This window comes from Mycobacterium sp. (assembly GCF_035506235.1).
Classification (GTDB): domain Bacteria; phylum Actinomycetota; class Actinomycetes; order Mycobacteriales; family Mycobacteriaceae; genus Mycobacterium.
The window spans coordinates 59273-80241 of sequence record NZ_DATJPU010000014.1 but is presented as its reverse complement, the minus strand read 5'-3'; the positions used below and the strand labels follow the sequence as shown (position 1 = coordinate 80241).

The 20969-nt window shown below is 68.3% G+C and carries 20 protein-coding genes and 1 pseudogene; 5 read left to right on the top strand and 16 right to left on the bottom strand.

Annotated features, from left to right (window positions below; all coding sequences use genetic code 11):
* The 14 genes from clpC1 to ftsH form a co-directional block, all read right to left on the bottom strand.
* The coding region (gene clpC1, locus VMD50_RS02175) for an ATP-dependent protease ATP-binding subunit ClpC (RefSeq protein WP_325424394.1) at window positions 1-1787 on the bottom strand (1787 nt) is incomplete at its 3' end.
* Window positions 1788-2060: 273 nt separating this feature from the next.
* Window positions 2061-2399: a histone-like nucleoid-structuring protein Lsr2 gene (lsr2, locus tag VMD50_RS02170; protein ID WP_036363110.1), complete on the bottom strand. Its 339-nt coding sequence runs from the start codon at window positions 2397-2399 to the stop codon at window positions 2061-2063.
* A gap of 112 nt (window positions 2400-2511) precedes the next feature.
* A complete protein-coding gene (lysS, locus tag VMD50_RS02165) occupies window positions 2512-4011 on the bottom strand; it encodes a lysine--tRNA ligase (protein ID WP_325424387.1) in 1500 nt (499 codons plus the stop codon).
* Window positions 4012-4132: 121 nt separating this feature from the next.
* Window positions 4133-4957: a type III pantothenate kinase gene (locus VMD50_RS02160; protein WP_325424385.1), complete on the bottom strand. Its 825-nt coding sequence runs from the start codon at window positions 4955-4957 to the stop codon at window positions 4133-4135.
* 2 nt (window positions 4958-4959) lie between these two features.
* Window positions 4960-5379, bottom strand: coding sequence for an aspartate 1-decarboxylase (gene panD / locus VMD50_RS02155; RefSeq protein WP_325424383.1), 420 nt, complete (start codon window positions 5377-5379; stop codon window positions 4960-4962).
* On the bottom strand, window positions 5379-6308 hold the full coding sequence (gene panC / locus VMD50_RS02150; RefSeq protein ID WP_325424381.1) for a pantoate--beta-alanine ligase: 930 nt from the start codon (window positions 6306-6308) through the stop codon (window positions 5379-5381). Before panC ends, panD begins: the two co-directional genes overlap by 1 nt.
* Complete coding sequence (locus VMD50_RS02145; RefSeq protein WP_325424379.1) at window positions 6305-7216, bottom strand: Rossmann-like and DUF2520 domain-containing protein; 912 nt, start codon at window positions 7214-7216, stop codon at window positions 6305-6307. The genes panC and VMD50_RS02145 overlap by 4 nt, the downstream gene beginning before the upstream one ends.
* Before the next feature lie 126 nt (window positions 7217-7342).
* Complete coding sequence (locus VMD50_RS02140) at window positions 7343-8680, bottom strand: DUF6779 domain-containing protein (RefSeq protein WP_325424377.1); 1338 nt, start codon at window positions 8678-8680, stop codon at window positions 7343-7345.
* Window positions 8681-8766: 86 nt separating this feature from the next.
* Window positions 8767-9243, bottom strand: a complete 477-nt coding sequence (locus VMD50_RS02135; RefSeq protein ID WP_325424375.1) for a DUF3180 domain-containing protein — start codon at window positions 9241-9243, stop codon at window positions 8767-8769.
* On the bottom strand, window positions 9243-9770 hold the full coding sequence (folK, locus tag VMD50_RS02130) for a 2-amino-4-hydroxy-6-hydroxymethyldihydropteridine diphosphokinase (RefSeq protein ID WP_325424374.1): 528 nt from the start codon (window positions 9768-9770) through the stop codon (window positions 9243-9245). Before folK ends, VMD50_RS02135 begins: the two co-directional genes overlap by 1 nt.
* Window positions 9767-10168, bottom strand: coding sequence for a dihydroneopterin aldolase (folB, locus tag VMD50_RS02125; protein ID WP_325424372.1), 402 nt, complete (start codon window positions 10166-10168; stop codon window positions 9767-9769). Before folB ends, folK begins: the two co-directional genes overlap by 4 nt.
* Window positions 10161-11009: a dihydropteroate synthase gene (folP, locus tag VMD50_RS02120; RefSeq protein ID WP_325424370.1), complete on the bottom strand. Its 849-nt coding sequence runs from the start codon at window positions 11007-11009 to the stop codon at window positions 10161-10163. Before folP ends, folB begins: the two co-directional genes overlap by 8 nt.
* Entirely contained in the window at window positions 11006-11638 is a 633-nt protein-coding gene (gene folE / locus VMD50_RS02115) for a GTP cyclohydrolase I FolE (protein ID WP_325424368.1), read from the bottom strand. The genes folP and folE overlap by 4 nt, the downstream gene beginning before the upstream one ends.
* Window positions 11639-11653: 15 nt before the next feature.
* Window positions 11654-14059, bottom strand: a complete 2406-nt coding sequence (gene ftsH / locus VMD50_RS02110) for an ATP-dependent zinc metalloprotease FtsH (RefSeq protein WP_325424366.1) — start codon at window positions 14057-14059, stop codon at window positions 11654-11656.
* Window positions 14060-14345: 286 nt separating this feature from the next.
* Here ftsH and VMD50_RS02105 point away from each other — a divergent pair, with 286 nt between their 5' ends.
* The 4 genes from VMD50_RS02105 to VMD50_RS02090 all read left to right on the top strand — a co-directional run bounded on the left by VMD50_RS02105 (window position 14346) and on the right by VMD50_RS02090 (window position 19251).
* Entirely contained in the window at window positions 14346-15314 is a 969-nt protein-coding gene (locus tag VMD50_RS02105) for an alpha/beta fold hydrolase (RefSeq protein WP_325424364.1), read from the top strand.
* Complete coding sequence (locus VMD50_RS02100) at window positions 15311-16501, top strand: LLM class flavin-dependent oxidoreductase (protein WP_325424362.1); 1191 nt, start codon at window positions 15311-15313, stop codon at window positions 16499-16501. The genes VMD50_RS02105 and VMD50_RS02100 overlap by 4 nt, the downstream gene beginning before the upstream one ends.
* Entirely contained in the window at window positions 16501-17514 is a 1014-nt protein-coding gene (locus VMD50_RS02095) for a zinc-binding dehydrogenase (RefSeq protein ID WP_325424360.1), read from the top strand. Before VMD50_RS02100 ends, VMD50_RS02095 begins: the two co-directional genes overlap by 1 nt.
* A gap of 195 nt (window positions 17515-17709) precedes the next feature.
* Complete coding sequence (locus tag VMD50_RS02090) at window positions 17710-19251, top strand: adenylate/guanylate cyclase domain-containing protein (RefSeq protein ID WP_325424358.1); 1542 nt, start codon at window positions 17710-17712, stop codon at window positions 19249-19251.
* Between the two features lie 77 nt (window positions 19252-19328).
* Here VMD50_RS02090 and VMD50_RS02085 read toward each other — a convergent pair whose 3' ends face one another.
* A complete protein-coding gene (locus tag VMD50_RS02085; protein WP_325424356.1) occupies window positions 19329-19697 on the bottom strand; it encodes a hypothetical protein in 369 nt (122 codons plus the stop codon).
* Between the two features lie 323 nt (window positions 19698-20020).
* Here VMD50_RS02085 and VMD50_RS02080 point away from each other — a divergent pair.
* A pseudogene (locus VMD50_RS02080) lies at window positions 20021-20302 on the top strand (SIMPL domain-containing protein); the annotation flags it as partial.
* 29 nt (window positions 20303-20331) lie between these two features.
* Here the strand turns inward: VMD50_RS02080 and hpt are convergent.
* Window positions 20332-20943, bottom strand: coding sequence for a hypoxanthine phosphoribosyltransferase (gene hpt, locus VMD50_RS02075; protein WP_325424354.1), 612 nt, complete (start codon window positions 20941-20943; stop codon window positions 20332-20334).
* Between the last annotated feature and the right edge of the window lie 26 nt (window positions 20944-20969).

Sequence of the window (20969 nt, the reverse complement as noted above, 5' to 3'; positions counted from 1 at the left end):
CCGAACAGCCGCGACGCGGTGAACCGGTCGTGGAACTCGCCCATGTCGATCTGGATGAGCGCGTCGTCGTCGCCGAACAAGAAGTTGGCCAGCGCCTTGGACAGCTCGGTCTTACCGACACCAGAGGGGCCGGCGAAGATAAACGACCCCGACGGGCGCTTGGGATCCTTAAGCCCGGCACGGGTGCGCCGGATGGCCTTGGAGACGGCCCTGACCGCGTCCTCCTGGCCGATGATCCGCTTGTGCACTTCCTCTTCCATGCGCAGCAGCCGGGTGGTCTCTTCTTCGGTCAACTTGAACACCGGGATTCCGGTCCAGTTGCCCAGCACCTCCGCGATTTGTTCCTCGTCGACCTCGGCGACCACGTCCAGGTCACCCGAGCGCCACTGCTTCTCGCGCTCGGCGCGCTGCGCGACAAGTTGCTTCTCCTTGTCGCGGAGGCTGGCCGCCTTCTCGAAGTCCTGCGCGTCGATCGCCGACTCCTTCTCGCGGCGCGCCTCGGCGATCTTCTCGTCGAAGTCGCGCAGGTCTGGCGGCGCGGTCATCCGGCGGATCCGCATCCGGGCACCGGCCTCGTCGATCAGGTCGATCGCCTTGTCGGGCAGGAAGCGGTCGTTGATGTAGCGGTCGGCCAGGGTGGCCGCCGCGACCATCGCGGAGTCGGTGATCGAGACGCGGTGGTGCGCCTCATACCGGTCACGCAGACCCTTGAGGATCTCGATGGTGTGCTCGACCGTCGGCTCGCCGACCTGCACCGGCTGGAACCGGCGCTCCAGCGCCGCGTCCTTCTCCAGGTGCTTGCGGTACTCATCGAGCGTGGTGGCGCCGATGGTCTGCAGTTCGCCCCTGGCCAGCATCGGCTTGAGGATCGACGCCGCGTCGATCGCGCCCTCGGCCGCGCCCGCACCGACCAGCGTGTGCAGCTCGTCGATGAACAGGATGATGTCGCCGCGGGTGTTGATCTCCTTGAGCACCTTCTTCAGGCGTTCCTCGAAGTCACCGCGGTAGCGGCTGCCGGCCACCAGCGAGCCCAGGTCGAGCGTGTAGAGCTGCTTGTCCTTCAGCGTCTCGGGGACCTCGCCGTGCACGATGGCCTGCGCCAGGCCCTCGACGACGGCGGTTTTGCCGACGCCGGGTTCGCCGATCAGCACCGGGTTGTTCTTGGTGCGCCGGCTCAGCACCTGCATCACCCGCTCGATTTCCTTCTCGCGGCCGATGACCGGGTCGAGCTTGCCTTCCATCGCCGCCGCGGTGAGGTTGCGGCCGAACTGGTCGAGCACCAGCGACGTGGACGGGCTGCCCGACTCGCCGCCGCGGCCACCGGTCCCGGCCTCCGCCGCCTCCTTGCCCTGGTAGCCGCTCAGCAGCTGGATCACCTGCTGGCGCACCCGGGTCAGCTCGGCGCCGAGTTTGACCAGCACCTGCGCGGCCACGCCCTCACCCTCGCGGATCAGGCCCAGCAGAATGTGCTCGGTGCCGATGTAGTTGTGGCCCAACTGCAGCGCCTCGCGCAGGCTGAGCTCGAGAACCTTCTTGGCGCGGGGGGTGAACGGGATGTGGCCCGACGGCGCCTGCTGCCCCTGGCCGATGATCTCCTCGACCTGGCTGCGGACGCCCTCCAGCGAGATGCCCAGCGACTCCAGCGACTTGGCCGCGACGCCCTCGCCCTCGTGAATCAGGCCCAACAAGATGTGCTCGGTGCCGATGTAGTTGTGGTTGAGCATCCGGGCCTCTTCTTGCGCCAGGACGACGACCCTGCGGGCACGGTCGGTAAATCTTTCGAACATTGGTGGTTACCTGCTCTCCCTCACCATCGGTACTGTGGTCGGCTCTGGTCGCCCCGGCGTACCTGCCATCCACTGTAATGGTCGGCCTGCCAGGGTTCCTAACGTTGCGGTGCCCGACGGTCCAGGCCGCATCCCCCTGTGAAATACAGGCGCAACAGATAAACGAGGAAAACCACCCAAGCGTTTCCCATATCGACCGGCGATCTTTTCGCCGCCAGCGAAATGAAACAACCGGCGCCCGGGTCCTTGACCCGGGCGCCGGTGAGCAGCCTGTCAGGTCGCCGCGTGGAATGCGTCGATGACGTCCGCCGGGATGCGGCCGCGCGTCGACACGTTGTGCCCGTTGCGACGGGCCCATTCCCGGATCGCTGCGCTCTGCTCGCGGTCGATGGCTCCACGTCCGCGTCCCGAGCCGGAGCGCCCGCGCCGCCGCCCGCCGACGCGCCGTCCCGCCGCAACCCATTGCTTCAAATCGTTGCGCAGTTTCGCGGCATTCTTGGACGAAAGATCAATCTCGTAGGTCACCCCGTCAAGCCCGAATTCAACCGTTTCGTCGGCCGCGCCCGCACCGTCGAAATCATCGACCAAGGTGACGGTCACTTTTTTCGCCATTAGCTATCCTCGCGTTTCGTCCTGAGCAGTTGCTGAGCAGTCTGGAATCACTCCCCAAGTATCCAATCTGCCATAACAACCCAGGATACTCAATCCAGACGCAACGGGTAACTCAACCGGGGTGCGGCCGAACAATCGGGAACAAAACCGTCTCCCTAATTGACAGGCCGGTCAAAGACATCAGCAACCGATCGATACCCATTCCGGTTCCCGTGCACGGGGGCATCCCATACTCGAGCGCGGCGAGAAAGTCTTCGTCAAGCACCATAGCCTCCTGGTCGCCGGCGGCCGCGGCGCGGGCTTGCGCAGCGAACCTCTCACGCTGGATGACCGGGTCGTTCAGTTCGGAATACCCGGTGGCCAGTTCGACTCCGCGAAGGTAGAGATCCCACTTCTCGGTGACGCCGGGGATGCTGCGGTGCTGGCGCGTCAAAGGCGTTGTCTCGACAGGAAAATCCTTCACGAAGGTGGGCGCGGTCAGCGTGTTGCCCACCGTGTGCTCCCACAGTTCCTCGACGAGCTTGCCGTGCCCGAAGGCTATCTCCAAGCCGAGCCGATCCGCGATCGCACGCAGCCGATCGATCGTCGTCTCGGGCGTGATCTCCTCACCGAGCGCCGCCGACAGCGACGGATACATTTGTATCGACGCCCATTCTCCGTCTATGTCGTAGACGCTGCCGTCTGGCAACGGCAGTTGTCTCGTTCCGATCGCCTCATCGGCCACCTCTTGAATAAGCTCGCGGGTGACGATCGCCGAATCGTCATAGGTTCCGTAGGTCTGGTAGGTCTCCAGCATCGAAAATTCCGGAGAATGCGTCGAATCGGCCCCTTCGTTTCGGAACACACGATTTAGCTCGAAGACCCTGTCGAATCCACCCACGATGCAGCGCTTGAGGAACAGTACCGGCGCGATGCGCAGGTAGAGATCCATGTCGAGCGCATTGGAATGCGTGATGAACGGCCGGGCCGCGGCGCCGCCGGCCAGCGTCTGCAACATGGGCGTTTCGACTTCGGAAAACCCGCGCCGTTCCATCGCGTTGCGTATCGCGCGGACAACGGCGATCCTCTGCCGCGCCACCGCCCGGGCTTGGGGGCGGACGATGAGGTCGACATAGCGCTGGCGCACCCGCGACTCTTCGCTCATCTCCTTGTGCGCGACCGGCAGCGGCCGCAGCGACTTCGCCGCCATCCGCCACGAGTCGGCCAGGACGGACAGCTCGCCGCGGCGCGAGCTGATCACGTTGCCGTGCACATAGACGATGTCGCCGAGGTCGACGTCGGCCTTCCACGCGTCGAGCGCCTGCCGGCCGACCTTGTCGAGGCTGATCATCACCTGCAGGGTGGTGCCGTCGCCGTCCTGGAGTGTCCCAAAGCACAGTTTTCCGGAGTTGCGGGCGAAGATGACCCGGCCCGCGACGCCGACGATGTCGTCGGTGGTCGTGTCGGCCGGCAGGTCGGGGTGAGCGGCGCGCACCTCGGCCAGGGTGTGGGTGCGCTCGATGGCGACCGGGTAGGGGTCGCAGCCCTCCGCCAACATGCGAGCACGCTTGTCCCGGCGGATCCGAAACTGCTCGGGAATGTCGGGCTCGGCTTCCGGCGGCTCAGATGTCACGACGTGCCAGCTTAATTGACGGGGCGTCGGGCCTGCGCTGACGGCATCGAGCCTGCACCGACGGCGTGAAATTCGCTCTGCAGCCCCGCTGTAGCGGTTTCGGTGCAACCGCGACGGCCCGTCAGCGAGCCGTCTTCAGCCGGCCGCGCTGAGCTTCCAGGTTTCGCTCGAAGACCAGCCGCAGGCCATGCAGGGTGAGGTGCCGGTCGTAGTGGGCGACGGTGTGCAGTTCGGGCAGCAGCAGCGGCGCGGTATGGCCGGTGGCCACGACCGCGACCTGATCGCCCAGCCCGGCGGAAAATCCGTCCACGTCCTCCCGGATGCGCTGGACCAAACCGTCGACCAGCCCGGCGAACCCGAACACCGCGCCGGCCTGCATGCATTCGACGGTGTTCTTGCCGACCACCGAACGGGGCCGGGTCAATTCGACGCGACGCAGCGCCGCGGAGCGGGCCGCGGCGGCATCGGACGAGACCTGCACGCCCGGTGCGATCGCGCCGCCGAGAAACTCCCCCTTGGCCGACACCAGGTCCACGATGATCGAGGATCCGAAATCGATGACGATCGCGGCCCTGCCGAACTTGTGAAACGCCGCCAGGCAGTTGACGATCCGGTCGGCACCCACTTCCTTCGGGTTGTCGACAAGCAGCGGGATACCGGTACGTATCCCCGGCTCGATGAGCACTTGCGGCACCGACGGCCAGTACTGGTCGAGCATGACGCGCACCTCGTGCAGCACCGATGGCACGGTGGACAGCGCGGCGGCGCCGGTGAGCCGCTCGGAATCGTCACCGATCAGGCCGTCGATGGTGAGCGCCAATTCGTCCGCGGTGACCTCGGATTCGGTGCGAATCCGCCATTGCTGCACGACTTTTGCGTGCTCCTTGGATCCGGAGATCAGTCCGACGACGGTGTGCGTGTTGCGGACGTCGATGGCCAGCAGCACGGCTACCGCGCACCGATCCGGGGGTCTAACAGCTCCGCCGCGTCCGCCGGCACGAACGCCGGGTCGTGGCCGAGGTCGATCGGCTTGTTGTCGGCGTCGACGAACACGATCCGCGGGCGGTAGGCGCGCGCCTCCGCGTCCTCCATCGTCCCGTATGCGATCAGGATCACCAGATCGCCCGGGTGCACGAGATGCGCCGCGGCACCGTTGATTCCGATCACGCCGCTGCCGCGCTCGCCGGTGATCGCGTAGGTGACCAACCGGGCCCCGTTGTCGACGTCGACGATCGTCACCTGCTCGCCCTCGAGCAGGTCGGCGGCGTCCATCAAGTCGGCGTCGATGGTCACCGAGCCGACGTAGTGCAGGTCGGCCTGCGTGACGGTGGCGCGGTGGATCTTCGACTTCAGCATCGTCCGTAACATCAATTCCTCCAATGCGATTGCACGTGTCCGTCCGGCCCATGGGTGCCGGCGGTGTTTCCGATCCGAATTGCGACGTTGTCCAGCAGCCGCGTGGTGCCCAGCCGGGCCGCGACCAGCAGCCGGCCCGGCGAGTCGGCCCGCAGCGGGCCCAGCTCCGCGTCGCGCAACTCCAGGTAGTCGACGCTGATCGCGGGCACCGCGTCGAGCACGGCGCGGGCCGCGTCCAGCGCGGCCCGCGCGCCCGCCGTTGCCGCGTGCGCGGCCGCCGTCAGCGCCGCGGAAAGCGTGCCGGCCAACTCGCGCTGCGCCGGATCCAGGTAGCGGTTGCGCGACGACATCGCCAGCCCGTCGTACTCGCGCACGGTGGGGACTCCGACGACGGCCACGCCGATGTTCAGGTCGGCGACCATCTGCCGGATCAGGACCAGTTGCTGGTAGTCCTTCTCGCCGAAGAACACTTGGTCAGGGCGGACGATCTGCAGCAGTTTGCACACCACGGTCAGCACGCCGGCGAAATGGGTCGGGCGCGTGCCGCCCTCGAGTTCGGCGGCCAGCGGGCCGGGCTGCACGGTGGTGCGCAGACCGTTCGGGTACATCACCGCGGCGGTCGGCGCGAAGACGATCTCGACGCCTTCGCCGCGCAGCAGCGCCAGGTCGTCGCCGAGGGTCCGGGGGTACGCGTCGAGGTCTTCGCCCGCCCCGAATTGCAGGGGGTTGACGAAGATCGAGACCACGACCACCGAGCCGGGGACGCGCTTGGCGGCGCGCACCAGCGCCAGGTGCCCCTCGTGCAGGGCGCCCATGGTGGGCACCAGCGTCACCCGGCGGCCGGTGTGGCGCAGCGCGCGGCTGACGTCGGCGACGTCGCGCGGCGACGAGTATCGGTTGAGTTCGCCCGGTTTGAAGACCGGCTTCCGCGGGGCCGTCATCGCGCCAGCACCTCGACGACGTCGTCGGGGGCGTGCGCGCGCCGGGCGGTCCGCAGGGCGTTGACGCGGTAGGCCCGGGCCAGCTCCGGATCGACCTCGGCGAGCGCGGCCAGATGCTCCGCGACCGCGGCCGCATCCCCACGGGCGACCGGCCCGGTGAGCGCGGCCTGGCCGCGCTGCAGCGTGTTCTCCAGCGCCGCGCGGGCCAGCGGCCCGACGATGCGTTCGGCGAGCCCGCCCGGCTGGTCATCGACGGTTTGTTGCCCGAGCAGTTCGCTGCCGCGCAGCGCGGCCCGCAACGCCTCGAGCGCGTCGGCGAGGACCGTCACGATGTGGTTGCCCGCATGCGCCAGCGCGGCGTGATACAGGACGCGGGCGTCCTCGCGGACGCAGAACGGCTCCCCGCCCATCTCGAGGACCAGCGACTGCCCGATCGCATACCCGACGTCGTCGGCCGCGGTGATCGCGAAACAGGTGTCGGGCAGCCGGCTGATGTCCTCGTCGGAGCCGGTGAACGTCATCGCCGGGTGCATCGCCAGTGGTATGCAGCCGTCGCGGGCCAGCGGCGCGAGGACACCGACGCCGTTGGCTCCGGACGTGTGGGCCACTATCGTGCCCGGCCGCACGGCCGAGGTCGCCGCCAGCCCGGACACCAGGCCGGCGAGCTCGCTGTCGGGTACCGCCAACAGCAGCAGCTCGGCGTTGGCGGCCACATCGGGCGGCGACACCACCGGCGTATCGGGCAACCGGCGCTGCGCCCGCTGCCGCGACGCGCGCGACACGCCGCTGCACGCCACCACGACGTGGTCGGCGCGCTCGAGCGCGACACCGAGCGCGGAGCCCACCCGGCCGGCCGAAATGATTCCCACCTTGAGCCTGGCCGGGCGCAGTCCGTCGAACTGCCCCATCGCAGACGACCTCACAGCTTTCTTTGGTTCGTTCCGGTCCACTGCTCGGGTACCGGACGGTCACTAGAACTTTAGTCGATCCTCAGGCCGAGCCCAATGTAAGGCCGATGTGAGGAAGCTCCCAGCTCAGCCGTCACGCCGACGGCGCCGGCCCCCGCCGGACGGCTGCACCTGCAGCCGCGCCAACAGGTCGGCCACCGACTGACCACCGCTCGGCGGCTCATCCTCCGAGCCATCCGGCGCCTGCTCCACCGGATCCGCGCCGCGATGCCGCGGGGCCGGCTCCGCCGCCGGCGGCGGGGCCATCTGCGGTGGCGGCGGCGCGGCGGGGGACGGCGGGACCGGGTGCGGGGGCGGCGGCGCGGCGGCGGCCGCCGCGCTCGGGGGAGGCGGCGCGGGCTCGCCCGGGCCCTCGAAGCTGCGCACGCCGGAGTCGCGATACTCGGCCGAATGGCGCGCCCGCGCCCGGCGACCGGATTCGCCGGAGGGCGGCGGCTGCGGGTGCTCGAAGGGCGAGCCGTCGAGGGGTTCCTCGGAGCCGTAGTGCCGGGCGCGCCGCCCCGCCGGCTCGGCATCCGGCGCGCCGGCCCAGTTGCTGCCCGGCGCCCCCGGGGGCATCCACTGCGCGTCGGCGCCGGCCGGCTGCCAATCCCGCTGCGGCCGCGGTTCCGGCGGCGGTGGCGGCTGGTGCCGGGGTTCGAATCGCGGCTCGGCCTCCGGCGGCGCGGTCATAAACGGGGGCTCCTGGGAGACCACGTACCGGGCCTCCGGCGGGACGTCGTACTGGCCGCGAACGGGCTCGCGCGGGGGCGGCGGCTGCCGGGGCGGCAGCAGCGGCTCCTCGGGCACGTCGATGATCGCGGCCTCGTCGGCGCGGCTGTCGCCTTGGCCGGCCGGGTTGTCCCGCGTGACCGATGTCACCCGATCGCTGGACACCCAGTCCGGGTTGCTCTCGCCATTGCGGTCCCAGTCGCTGTACGCGCGCGTGCGCGGCGCCTCCGTTTCGACCGTCTCCAGCGCCGGGTGGTGCTGCAGGTCGGTGTCGAACAGGATCTCCAGGCTGGTTCTCAGCGCGCTCAGCTCGGCGCGCAGCGACGCGAGGTCATCGGCGGCCTGGGCACGCAACTCGATGGCCAGCTCGCGGCGCAGCTGGGACTCCACGGTCAGCTCGTACTCGCGGCGGGCCGAGATCTCCCGATCCAGCTGCAGGTCGTAGACCAGCTTGAGGTCGCGGACACGGGACTGGTCCGCGTCGCTTTGACGGCGATAGAGCACCGAAACGAACGCGCCGGCGACTGCGGCCCACAGCGCCAGGATTACCGCGAGCTTGAGGAGTTCCACCCGATTGGTGAAGACCAGTGCGGAACTGGCCCCGATCGCGAGGACCAGCAACGCCGTCAAGAGCACCCACCCCGGCCTGCGGCCGCCGCGCCGGACCCGGGCGCCGCGGGACAGAACGGTCATGGCCTGACTGTACCTGCGCGAGTTCACTCCGCGTGTCGCGCGACTCCGGCGATTCTCGCCCGGGTCATCGCGGGCCTCTCGGCGCGCTACGTTTCCGCGCCCTCGCCATGGTCGGTCGGATCCTGCGGAGACTTGCAGCAATGCTGCAGCCACAGCGCGGCGGCGACCAACGCCAGCGCGCTGACGGCGGCGACCACGGTCCCGGTGGTGTCGTCGGCGGCGACGCGCAGCCACGACCGCCGCGGGAATAAGTACACCAACACGCCGATCCACCAACCCAGCACCAGCGCGCCCACCCAGGCGGACGCCTTGGCCACCGTCACGCTGCGCGCCACCGCCAGCGGGTGCAGCCAGCCGGGCCCGGTCCCGATTTCGCCGTCGTTGATCTTCGCCCGCACGTAGCGCGCCCACAGCGCCTCCGCGATGGCCACGGCGAGCAACGACAGGCCGGTCCACACGGTGATGGGGGGAAACCACCGGTAGAGGCTGATCACCAGCAGGTAGCCCAGCACCGCAGCGCCGACCACCGCGGCCGTCAGATCACGCTTCCTGGTCGGTCCCATCAGCCCTGCCGTCCCTTGAGCTCCAGCCTCAGCCCCGAGAGCCGGACTCCTTCGCGGTCGGCGGGCTCGAGCTCGGCCAGCAGCTGCGCGACCGGACGCGGCCCTTCCGCCACCGTCAGCTCGGCGTCCGGCTCGATGGCCAGCCACGGCACCAGCACGAAGGCCCGCAGGTGGGCCAGCGGGTGCGGCAGCGTCAGGTTGGGCTCGCGCGCGATCACCTCGGTTTGGCCGTAGCAGGCGATCAGGTCGACGTCGAGGCTGCGCGGGCCCCAGCGCTCGCCGCGCACCCGGCCGGCGGCCCGCTCGAACTCCTGCGCCCGGCGCAGCCAGGCCTGTCCGTCGCACGCCGGGTCCTCGGCGATGAGCACCGCGTTGAGGAACGGGGCCTGCTCCACGCGGCCCCAGGGATCCGTCTCGTACACCGGGGAGACCGCCACCACCGCCTCGCCCAGCCCATCGACCACCGACTGCAGCCGGGCCAACCGGTCGCCAAGGTTGGATCCGATGGACAGCACGACGCGGGTCATACCGCACCGCCCGCCGGGATCACCGAACCGCGGCCGCCGCGCCGCGATCGCCGAACCACCACGGCGACGTCCGCGAACTGGTGCGGGATGGGCGCCTGTGGCTTGTGCACCACCACCTCGACGGCGTGCACGCGTTGATCGCCCATCACCCGGTCGGCGATCTCACCGCCGACCGCTTCGATCAGCTGACGCGGCGGCCCCCCGACGACGTCGGCCGCCAGCTGAGCCAGCGCGGCGTAGTCGTAGGTGTCGGCCAATTCGTCACTGGCGGCCGCGTCGGCCAAGTCGATCCACACGGTGATATCGACGACGAAGTCCTGCCCGGTGGCACGCTCGTCCTCGAAAACTCCGTGTCGGCCACGGGCGGTCAAGCCGCGCAACTCGATTCGATCAGCCATTGTCTCCAGCTAGCTCGGTGGACGCCTCTGTCCAGGCCTCGACGACCTTGAGGGCATCGACGGAGGCGCGCACGTCGTGCACGCGCACGCCCCAGGCCCCGTACAGGGCGGCCAGCGCGGAAATCACCGCTGTCGCCGTCTCGCGTCCGTCGGGCGGTCGCGGCGAGCCGTCGGATCCGGCTAACAACGTACCGAGGAACCGTTTGCGCGAGGCGCCCAGTAACACCGGCACCCCGGTCGCGACCAGCTGCGGCAGCGCGCGCAGCAGCGCCCAATTGTCTTGTCCCGTCTTGGCGAATCCCAGCCCGGGATCGATCACCAGCTGGCCGGGATCCACACCCGCGGCCACCGCGTCGTCGACGCTGGCGAGCAGCTCGGCACGCACTTCGGCCACCACGTCGCGATAATGCGGTGCTTGATGCGGGCGCTCCGACGACACCGATCGCCAATGCATCAACACCCATGTGACGCCGGCCTCGGCCAGCAGCGGAGCCATCGCCGGATCGGCCCGGCCACCCGACACGTCGTTGACGATCCGCGCGCCGCTCTGCAGCGCCGCCCGCGCGACGTCGGCGTGCATGGTGTCGATGCTCACAGTAATACCCTGTGCGGCAAGCTCTTTGATGACGGGCACCACGCGGGACGTCTCGAGGCGGGCGTCGATCCGAACGGCACCGGGCCGGGTCGACTCCCCGCCGACATCGACGATCCCGGCGCCCTCGGCGGCCATCGCCAGGCCGTGGGCGACGGCGTCGTCGGCATCGAGATAGCGCCCACCATCGGAGAAGGAGTCGTCGGTGACGTTCAGCACTCCCATAACCTGCACGGGCGCCAGGCTCACTTGCGCAGGATCAGGTCGAGCGCTTCGGCTCGGGAGGCGGCACTGGTTTTGAACTGGCCGCGGACCGCCGACGTCGTGGTGACGGCGCCGGGCTTGCGGACACCGCGCATCGCCATGCACAGGTGCTCGGCCTCGACCACGACGATCACGCCGCGCGGATCCAGCTTGTTCACCAGGGCATCGGCGATCTGGCTGGTCAGACGCTCCTGCACCTGGGGCCGCTTGGCGTACAGGTCCACCAGCCGGGCGATCTTCGACAGGCCGGTCACCCGGCCGTCCCGGCCGGGGATGTACCCGACGTGGGCCACCCCGTGGAACGACACCAGGTGATGCTCACAGGTGGAGTACAGCGGGATCTCCTTGACGATCACCATCTCGTCGTGGTCTTCGTCGAACATCGTGTTCAAGACGCTGTCGGGATCGGTGTAGAGCCCGGCGAACATCTCGCGGTAGGCGCGCGCGACGCGGGACGGGGTGTCCTGCAAGCCGTTTCGATCCGGATCTTCGCCGATCGCGTAGAGCAACTCGCGGACCGCCGCCTCGGCGCGTTGCTGATCGAACGCCCGGATGCGCGGAGTCGCCTGGCGGGTATCCGGGCCCAAATCCGGCTCCAAATCCGGGAGAGCCATCGAATCCTCCGTTCGTCAGCCGTGGGCCGGCGGGTTGGACCGGCTCACGTCATCATCCTGGCGGTCAGGCGACCTTCCGGCATCCGGATTCGGTTGAGCGGGAGGCGGATAGGGCGGATACGGTGGGTAAGGCTGATGGCTCGCGTGACCCTGACCCTGGGGACCCTGCTTGCCCGGGTAACCGGGCGGGGGCGGCGGCCAATACGGCTGCTGCGGGGGCGGTGCGGGGCTCGAGGCGGGCGGATACCAATAGTTCGGCTGCTGCTGGTGCTGCTGCGGCTGGTGCTCCTGCGGCGGCCATCCCGGTGCATACCAGCCCGCCGGGGCGCCGTAGTCGGGCTGCGTGGGGCCATGCGGAGCGGGCTGGCGATTTCCGGCCCCTTGACCACCGTGAGAACCATTGCCGCCGTTGGCATTTCTGTCGGCCTCGGCCTGCGCGGCCTCGCTCGCCCGGGCGATGGCCGCCTTGAAGGCCGGCTCGGCCACCGGCGGGGGCCACGGCTCGCCACGCTCCATGGCCAGCTCACCGGGCGTCTTGATCGGCGGCTTGTCCGACGGGATCCGGCCGCCGAAGTCGTCGAACATGGTGAGCCGCGGGCGCTTTTCGACACCGGAGAAGATGCCCTCCAGCTCTGGCCGGTGCAGGGTCTCTTTCTCGAGTAGCTCGCCGGCCAGTATGTCGAGCACGTCACGGTATTCGGTGAGGATCTCCCACGCCTCGGTGTGCGCGGCCTCGATGAGCTTGCGCACCTCGTCGTCGATGTCGCGGGCAACCTCGTGCGAGTAGTCCGCCTGCGTTCCCATGGTCCGGCCCAGGAACGGGTCACCATGCTCGGAGCCGTATTTGACGGCGCCCAGCTTGGAGCTCATGCCGAACTCGGTGACCATCGCGCGCGCGATCTTGGTGGCCTGCTCGATGTCGGACACCGCGCCGGTGGTCGGCTCGCGGAACACCAGTTCCTCGGCGGCGCGCCCGCCCATCGCGAACACCAGCTGAGCGATCATCTCCGAGCGCGTGCGCAGGCCCTTGTCCTCTTCCGGCACCGCCACCGCGTGCCCGCCGGTGCGCCCCCGGGCCAGGATCGTCACCTTGTAGATCGGCTCGATGTCGGGCATCGCCCACGCCGCCAGCGTGTGCCCGCCCTCGTGGTAGGCGGTGATCTTCTTTTCCTGCTCGCTGATGATGCGGCCCTTGCGGCGCGGCCCGCCGATCACCCGGTCGACCGCCTCCTCCAGCGCGGCGCCGGTGATGACCGTGCCGTTCTCCCGAGCGGTCAGCAGCGCGGCCTCGTTGATGACGTTGGCCAGGTCGGCGCCGGTCATGCCGACGGTCCGCTTGGCCAGCCCGTCGAGGTCGGCGTCCGGACCGATCGGCTTGCCCTTGGAGTGCACCCGCAGCACCGCGCGGCGGCCCGCCATGTCCGGGTTGGTCACGGGGATCTGCCGGTCGAAGCGGCCGGGCCGCAGCAGCGCGGGGTCCAGGATGTCGGGACGGTTGGTGGCCGCGATCAGGATGACGCCGGTGCGATCGCCGAAACCGTCCATCTCGACCAGCAACTGGTTCAGCGTCTGCTCGCGCTCGTCGTGCCCGCCGCCCAGGCCGGCGCCGCGCTGGCGGCCCACCGCGTCGATCTCGTCGACGAAGATGATGCACGGGTTGTTCTGCTTGGCCTGTTCGAACAGGTCCCGCACCCGGGAGGCGCCGACACCGACGAACATCTCGACGAAGTCGGAGCCGGAGATGGTGAAGAACGGCACCCCGGCCTCGCCCGCCACTGCGCGGGCCAGGAGCGTCTTGCCCGTTCCGGGCGGCCCGTAGAGCAGCACGCCCTTGGGGATCTTGGCGCCGAGCGCCTGGTACCTGCTGGGGTTCTGCAGGAAGTCCTTGATCTCGTAGAGCTCCTCGACCGCCTCGTCGACGCCCGCGACGTCGGCGAATGTGGTCTTGGGCATGTCCTTGTTAAGCAACTTCGCCCGCGACTTGCCGAACCCGAAGCCCATCCGGGCGCCGCCCTGCATCCGGGAGAACATCACGAACAGGCCCACCAGCAACAGCAGCGGCAGCACATAGACCAGCAGCTCGCCCAGGATGCTGCCCTCGTTCACGACGGTGCTGACCTTCGCGTTCTTGGCGTTGAGCGAGTTGAACAGGTCGACGGCATATCCGCTGGGGTACTTGGTGATGACCTTGTCGGAATTGTCGGTGTCCTTGTTGCCCTTTTTCAGGGTCAACCGCAATTGCTGCTCGCGATCGTCGATCTGCGCGCTGTTGACGTTGTCGCCGTTGATCTGCGCAATCGCGACCGAGGTGTCGACGGGCTTGTAACCCCGGGTGTCGTCACTGAAGTAAAAAAACGACCAACCCAGCAGCACCACGACGGCGATCGCCGTCAGCGTGCGAATCACGTTTTTCCGGTTCATCAATCATCGGCCTCGTCGGCCAGGTCCTTCCGCGATACACGAAGCTGGAAAAGTCCAGGCTACCGCTAGTGTCGATCGCCAGTCCCGGCAGAGCCGGGGCGAAGCGGGTCGGCACCATCCTGGGTAGACAACGACCGGCAGTTCCCGAATCGGTTCCCGACGTGGCAAACCACACATCGTCGAGCGTCACGGCAGCGTCACTGCGGGCGGCCAGCATCGCGCCCGGGTGGCGCTCGGCGCAGAAGAAGCCCTTCTCAGCCCGGGGTCCTTGTGCTTTGGTGAGACGGTGCTTTCGTCAACCGAACGGTTAGTCGAGACCAATGGTGTGCAACTGCGGGTGATCGAGGCGGGAGATCGCGGCGCGCCCGTTGTGATCCTGGCCCATGGCTTCCCCGAACTTGCCTATTCGTGGCGGCACCAGATACCTGCCCTGGCCGGCGCCGGCTATCACGTGCTGGCACCCGACCAACGCGGCTACGGCGGCTCATCCCGCCCGCATCCGATCGAGGCCTACAACATCCACGAGTTGACCGCCGACCTGGTGGGCCTGCTCGACGACGTCGGCGCCGAGCGCGCCGTCTGGGTCGGACACGACTGGGGTGCGCCGGTGGTCTGGCATGCGCCGCTGTTGCATCCCGACCGGGTCGCGGCCGTCGCCGCGCTCAGCGTGCCGGCGCTGCCCCGACCGAAGGAGGCGCCGACGCAAACGTGGCGCAAGCGATTCGGCGAAAACTTCTTCTACATCCTCTACTTCCAGGAGCCGGGCGTTGCGGACGCCGAACTGGACGCCGACCCCGCACGCACGATGCGCCGGATGATGGGCGGTCTGGGGGCATCAGCGGACCCCATCGCGGGCCTGCGGATGATCGCCCCCGGCCCCGAGGGTTTCGTCGACCGCCTTCCCGAACCCGACGGGCTGCCGGATTGGATCAGCCAGGAGGAACTCGACCACTACATCGCCGAGTTCTCCCGCACAGGCTTCACGGGCGGCCTGAACTGGTACCGCAACTTCGACCGCAACTGGGAGACCACGCCGCAGCTCAGGGACGCCAAAATCCCCGTGCCGTGCTTGTTTATCGCCGGGACGGCCGATCCGGTGTTGACGTTCACCCGCGTCGACCGCGCATCGGAGGCGATCTCCGGCCCCTACCGGCAGGTGATGATCGAGGGCGCCGGACACTGGCTGCAGCAGGAACGGCCCGGGGAAGTCAACGCCATCCTGTTGGAGTTCCTCAACGGATTGGAGCTGGGATGAGCGCGCCGCTGCGTTTCGGAGTCTTTATCACGCCATTCCATCCCATCGGCCAATCCCCCACGGTCGCACTGGAATACGACATGGAGCGCGTCGTGGCGCTGGACCGCCTCGGCTTCGACGAAGCCTGGTTCGGCGAACACCACTCCGGTGGCTACGAGCTGATCGCCTGCCCCGAGGTGTTCATCGCCGCCGCGGCGGAGCGCACCAAGCACATCCGGCTGGGCACCGGGGTGGTCTCGCTGCCCTACCACCATCCGCTGATGGTGGCCGATCGGTGGGTGCTGCTGGACCACCTGACCCGTGGGCGTGTCATGTTCGGCACCGGCCCGGGCGCGCTGCCGTCGGACGCCTACATGATGGGCATCGATCCGATCGAGCAGCGGCGGATGATGCAGGAGTCCCTCGAGGCGATACTCGCGTTGTTCCGCGCCGCACCGACGGAGCGAATCGACCGCCACTCCGACTGGTTCACGCTGCGCGACGCGCAGCTGCACATCCGCCCCTACACCTGGCCCTACCCCGAGATCGCCACCGCGGCAATGATTTCCCCGTCCGGGCCGCGGCTGGCCGGTGCGCTGGGCACCTCGCTGCTGTCGCTGTCGATGTCGGTGCCGGGCGGCTACGCCGCGCTGGAAAACACCTGGGAGGTGGTGCGCGAGCAGGCGGCCAAGGTCGGCCGGGACGAGCCCGACCGGTCCGACTGGCGCGTTCTGAGCATCATGCACATCGCGGACAGCTGCGAGCGGGCGATCGACGACTGCACCTACGGGCTCCAGGATTTCGCCAATTACTTCGGCGCGGCAGGGTTCGTGCCGCTGTCCAACACGGTCGACGGCGAGGCGCAGACGCCGCACGAGTTCGTCGCGGACTATGCGGCCAAAGGCAATTGCTGCATCGGCACGCCGGACGACGCAATCGCGCACATCGAGGACCTGCTCGAGCGATCGGGCGGTTTCGGAACGCTGCTGATGCTCGGCCACGACTGGGCCTCGCCCGAGGCGACTTATCACTGCTATGACCTGTTCGCCCGCAAGGTGATTCCCTATTTCAAGGGACAGCTCGAGGCCTCGCGATCCTCTCACGACTGGGCCCGGGGCAAACGCGACCAGTTGATCGGGCGCGCCGGTGAGGCGGTCGTGAAGGCCATCACCGAGCACGTCGACGAGCAGAAAGGCGTGGGAAGCTGATGCGCGCTGCAGTATTACGCGACGGCCGGATGGTGTACCGCGACGACGTCCCTGAGCCGGTGCCGGGACCGGGCCAGGTGCTGGTCGGTGTGCGGGCTTGCGGAATCTGCGGCTCCGACCTGCATTTCGCCGCGCACGGCGACGAAGTGGTGGAGATGACGGCCCAAGTGGCCGCCGGCGCCGGCGGCATGGGTGTCGACCTGAACAGCGACGTGTTCATGGGTCACGAATTCAGCGCCGAGGTGCTCGAGGCCGGACCCGACACGGAAACGCATGCGCCGGGAACCCCGGTCACCTCGCTTCCCGTGCTGCTCTCCGCCAAGGGCGTCGAGCCAATCGTCTACAGCAACAGTACAATCGGCGGTTACGCCGAACGGATGCTGCTCTCGGCCCCGCTGCTGTTGCCCATCCCCAACGGCCTGGATCTCAAGCATGCCGCGTTGACCGAACCCCTGGCGGTGGGCTTGCACGCCGTCAACAAGTCCAACATCGCACCGCGCGAGACCGCCCTGGTGCTCGGCTGCGGTCCGATCGGCATCGCGATCATCGCTTCCCTTCGCGCGCGAGGGGTGGAAAACATTGTGGCAGCTGACTTTTCGCCGAAACGCCGCGAGCTGGCCAGCGCCATGGGCGCACACCAGACGGTGGATGCGGCCCAGGGCTCGCCGTTCGACACCGTCAAGCCGGCGGTCGTGTTCGAGGCGGTCGGGGTACCGGGGATCATCGACGACGTGCTGCGACGGGCGCGGCCGGGTACCCGCCTGGTGGTCGCGGGGGTGTGTATGCAGGCCGACACCGTGCATCCGTTCTTCGCGATCGCCAAGGAGATCAGCGTGCAATTCGTCCTGGCGTACAACCCGGAGGAGTTCGGGGAGTCGCTGCGCGCGCTGGCCGAGGGCAAGATCGACGTCACGCCGCTGATCACCGGAGAGGTTGGACTCGAAGGGGTCGGCCAGGCCTTCGACAACCTGGCCGACCCCGAGCGGCACTGCAAGATCCTCGTCACTCCCTAGGTCGTATGGTGGCGACCCGCCGCGCCCGGCTACGCCGCGCTCGCGATCGCCACAGGTCGTATGGTGGCGACACCGCAATCAGTGCTGGCAATCAGTGCTGGCCATGTTGCTGCCGAAGGCCGGAATGACGGCGTGCCCAGGCCCGATGCACTGGACAAGGCAGGTGCCGGCGCCCGACCGCAGTACGCTCATGCGGTGGCGGAAACGTCGTACGCAAAATGCGGCGATCTGAGCCTGGCGTATCAGGTGTTCGGCGACGGGCCGGTCGAGCTTGTCTTCGTCGGGCCGATGGTCGGCCACACCGAGCTGTTCTGGGCCATGCCCGAGTTCAAGGCTTTCTTCGATCAGCTCGCCACGTTTTGTCGCGTCGTCATGTTCGACAAGGCCGGAAACGGGCTGTCGGACCCCATCCCGAAAGTTCGTTTGCTCGAAGAGCGAGCGGCCGAGATCGAAGCCGTCATGGACGCCGTCGGCTTCGCAAAGCCCGTCCTGTTCGGTATGAGCGAGGGCGGCCCACAGTCCATCGCGTTTGCGGCAAAACGACCGGAGCGAACGCGGGCGCTGATCCTCTACGGCTCGTTTGCGTCCACGGCTGGCGCCAGCTGGGACGACTTAGATCGCGGCCCGGCCGAGCTGCGGGCGCGCGTCCTTGCCGAGCTGGGTGAGTACTACACGCCGTCGACGGAGCACTTCGCCCGCGCCCTGGAAGCGGGCCGCGCTGCCCGTTCGGCGTGGGGCAGCGGTGCGACACTTAAGGCCTTTATGCCGTCGATCCGCTCGATGCGCCAGCTGGCGATGTTCGAGCGCATGATCGCCAGCCCGGGCATGATACGGGCGACAATGGAATCGAACTTGCGGATTGACGTGCGGGCGATCCTGTCGACCCTCTCCGCACCCACCCTGGTCATCCATGCCCGCGACGACGCCGCTCCGGTGCAGTTCAGCAGATACCTCGCCGACCACATCGCCGGCGCGCGGTACCTCGAGGTCGACGGCGTGGACCACGCGCCCTGGTTCACCGAGCCCGACAAGATCCTGACCGAGATCGAAGAGTTCCTCACCGGCAGCCATGCCGCACCGTCACAGTCCCATCGCGCCCTGCGCACCGTGTTGTTCACCGACATGGTCGCGTCGACACAACGCGCCGCGGCGGCGGGCGACGAGCGGTGGCGCGCGGTGTTGCACCGCTTTGGCGAGGTCACCGCCGACCTCACACAACGTTTCGGTGGCACGGTGGTCAAGAGCACCGGCGACGGGTATCTCGCCACGTTCGACGGCCCGACGCAGGCGATCCGCTGCGCCGAGGCCTTGCGCGCCGACGCCGAGACACTGGGCATCGAAATCCGCGCCGGCATGCACACCGGCGAGTGCGAACTGATCGAGGCCGACATCGGGGGGATCGCCGTACACATCGCGGCGCGGATCTGCGGCCAGGCCGAAGCCGGCGAAATCCTGGTCTCACGCACCGTGCGTGACCTGGTCGTCGGCTCGGGCACCGGCTTCATGGATCGCGGGTCGGTTGAGTTGCGTGGCGTGCCCGGCACCTGGCAACTCCTGGCGGTGGATCGCCACGGCGCGCGGGCGGGATCGGCCGAGGCAGAGCTGGCATCAATGCCGACCCCCGGCCGTCGGACCGCGATGCGCCGCTCGGATCGCGCCGTGGAGGTGATGGCCAGGCGGACACCGTGGATCCTGCGCGGGATGGCCCGACTCGCCCCGGCCGCCGACCGCAAATGAATGAGATGCGTTGAGCCGTAGCGGATTTACGCCCTCGAGTCGTGATGTGAGGTTCGGATTCAGTCGTTATCTCCGGCCTATTGCCAGTCCCCCGGCAGATCGGCCGCGTGGCCGGGGCACACATCATGAGTGGCAGCCCGCAGGACGTGCGCCGCATCCAGCGGCGGCATCTCGGTGGAAAGCACCGAGAAGGCGTACTCGCCGGGATACGACGAGTAGCCCAGATGCACCGCGCTGGCGTGATCGTCCATCAGCGCGCAAGCTTGCTGCTCATGGTTGGTGTCGGCGTGCGCGGTACCGAAGCCACACCAAGCGGCCACGCCGACCGTCGCGGCGGTCGCAACAGCCCGGATGGTGTGCCGGCCGGTGGCCTTGATTTGCTTCGCGTGTGGCAGGCGAAATGCGCTGCCTGGGTACTGGCGCGTGTGTAATTGCTTGGGAGACATATAAAGCTGTACCCAGGGTAGGGGGGATTAAACCCAAATCATTGGTCAAAGCGCATTTTTGGCGCCACGGTTGGGGTTTCGAAAGCGTCAATTAATCCACCCGTATCGGAGGCAAGAGTCGACGACAACGGCGTCCGCTAAACCACTTGCCCGACAAGATGTTTGCGTTCAGGCCGACCCGGCTCAAGTTTCCGGCTGCGGCTCGATGAATGATCATCATCCGCCGGCGGAGGGCTGCGGCGCCTTTGACGCGGTTGCCGAAATGCGCTCTCGGCTTTGCCGGCCGACCCGCCTTGTCTGCCCACTGGCGCTAGTGTCCAGACATGCCGATCGCACTGAACGCTCCGAGGTTGGTCCGCAGGTCGATTGCCTTGGCCGTGGCGGGCTTGATCGTCGCCGCCCTGTCGGCCTGCGACAAGCACAACTCGGCGCCGCCAGGTGCGAATCCCCGCCAGGTGACCGTCCTCGGCTCGGGGCAGGTCCAGGGCGTGCCCGACACTCTGACCGCCGACGCGGGCATCGAGTTCACCGCACCCGACGTCAATACCGCGATGACCCAGACTAACGATCGCCAGCAGGCGGTAATCAACGCATTGGTCGGAGCCCGGGTCGCCACCATCGGACCAATGGCCGGCTACTGCTCGTAGACTCGAGGATCCAGGGTTCCGATGTACGACAGGTCGCGGTAGCGCTCGTCGTAATCCAGCCCGTAGCCCACCACGAAGTCGTTCGGGATGTCGAAGCCCACGTAGGCGATCTCGACCTTGGCGCGCACCGCGTCGGGCTTGCGAAGCAGCGTGCATACCTGCAGCGAGCGCGGGCGCCGGCTCTTCAGGTTGCGCAGCAACCACGACAACGTCAGGCCGGAGTCGACGACGTCCTCGACGATCAGCACATCGCGGTCGTTGATATCGCGGTCCAGGTCCTTGAGGATCCGCACCACACCCGACGACGATGTCGAGGACCCGTAGGAGCTCACGGCCATGAATTCGAACTGGGTCGGCACCGGGATCGCACGGGCCAGGTCGGTGACGAAGATCACCGCACCCTTGAGCACGGTGATCAGCAGCAAATCCTGGCCGGTTTCACTGGTGATGTCGCGATAGTGGTTGCCGATCTCCTCGCCGAGTTCGGCGATGCGGGCCTGAATCTGCTCCGCGGTGAGCAGCACCGATTTGATATCCCCAGGGTACAGCTCTGCGGGCTGCGCGGGGGTGATCGGCGGCGACGTCTGGGCCACGACCACAGAGTGCCACGCCAGCCGCCGAATAA

Excerpts from the sequence above, each read along its gene's own strand:
- lsr2 (WP_036363110.1), bottom strand. The coding sequence starts at position 2,399 with ATGGCGAAAAAAGTGACCGTCACCTTGGTCGATGATTTCGACGGTGCG.
- panD (WP_325424383.1), bottom strand. The coding sequence starts at position 5,379 with ATGTTACGGACGATGCTGAAGTCGAAGATCCACCGCGCCACCGTCACG.
- panC (WP_325424381.1), bottom strand. The coding sequence starts at position 6,308 with ATGACGGCCCCGCGGAAGCCGGTCTTCAAACCGGGCGAACTCAACCGA.
- VMD50_RS02145 (WP_325424379.1), bottom strand. The coding sequence starts at position 7,216 with ATGGGGCAGTTCGACGGACTGCGCCCGGCCAGGCTCAAGGTGGGAATC.
- VMD50_RS02140 (WP_325424377.1), bottom strand. The coding sequence starts at position 8,680 with ATGACCGTTCTGTCCCGCGGCGCCCGGGTCCGGCGCGGCGGCCGCAGG.
- VMD50_RS02135 (WP_325424375.1), bottom strand. The coding sequence starts at position 9,243 with ATGGGACCGACCAGGAAGCGTGATCTGACGGCCGCGGTGGTCGGCGCT.
- folK (WP_325424374.1), bottom strand. The coding sequence starts at position 9,770 with ATGACCCGCGTCGTGCTGTCCATCGGATCCAACCTTGGCGACCGGTTG.
- folB (WP_325424372.1), bottom strand. The coding sequence starts at position 10,168 with ATGGCTGATCGAATCGAGTTGCGCGGCTTGACCGCCCGTGGCCGACAC.
- folE (WP_325424368.1), bottom strand. The coding sequence starts at position 11,638 with ATGGCTCTCCCGGATTTGGAGCCGGATTTGGGCCCGGATACCCGCCAG.
- ftsH (WP_325424366.1), bottom strand. The coding sequence starts at position 14,059 with ATGAACCGGAAAAACGTGATTCGCACGCTGACGGCGATCGCCGTCGTG.
- VMD50_RS02100 (WP_325424362.1), top strand. The coding sequence starts at position 15,311 with ATGAGCGCGCCGCTGCGTTTCGGAGTCTTTATCACGCCATTCCATCCC.
- VMD50_RS02095 (WP_325424360.1), top strand. The coding sequence starts at position 16,501 with ATGCGCGCTGCAGTATTACGCGACGGCCGGATGGTGTACCGCGACGAC.
- VMD50_RS02085 (WP_325424356.1), bottom strand. The coding sequence starts at position 19,697 with ATGTCTCCCAAGCAATTACACACGCGCCAGTACCCAGGCAGCGCATTT.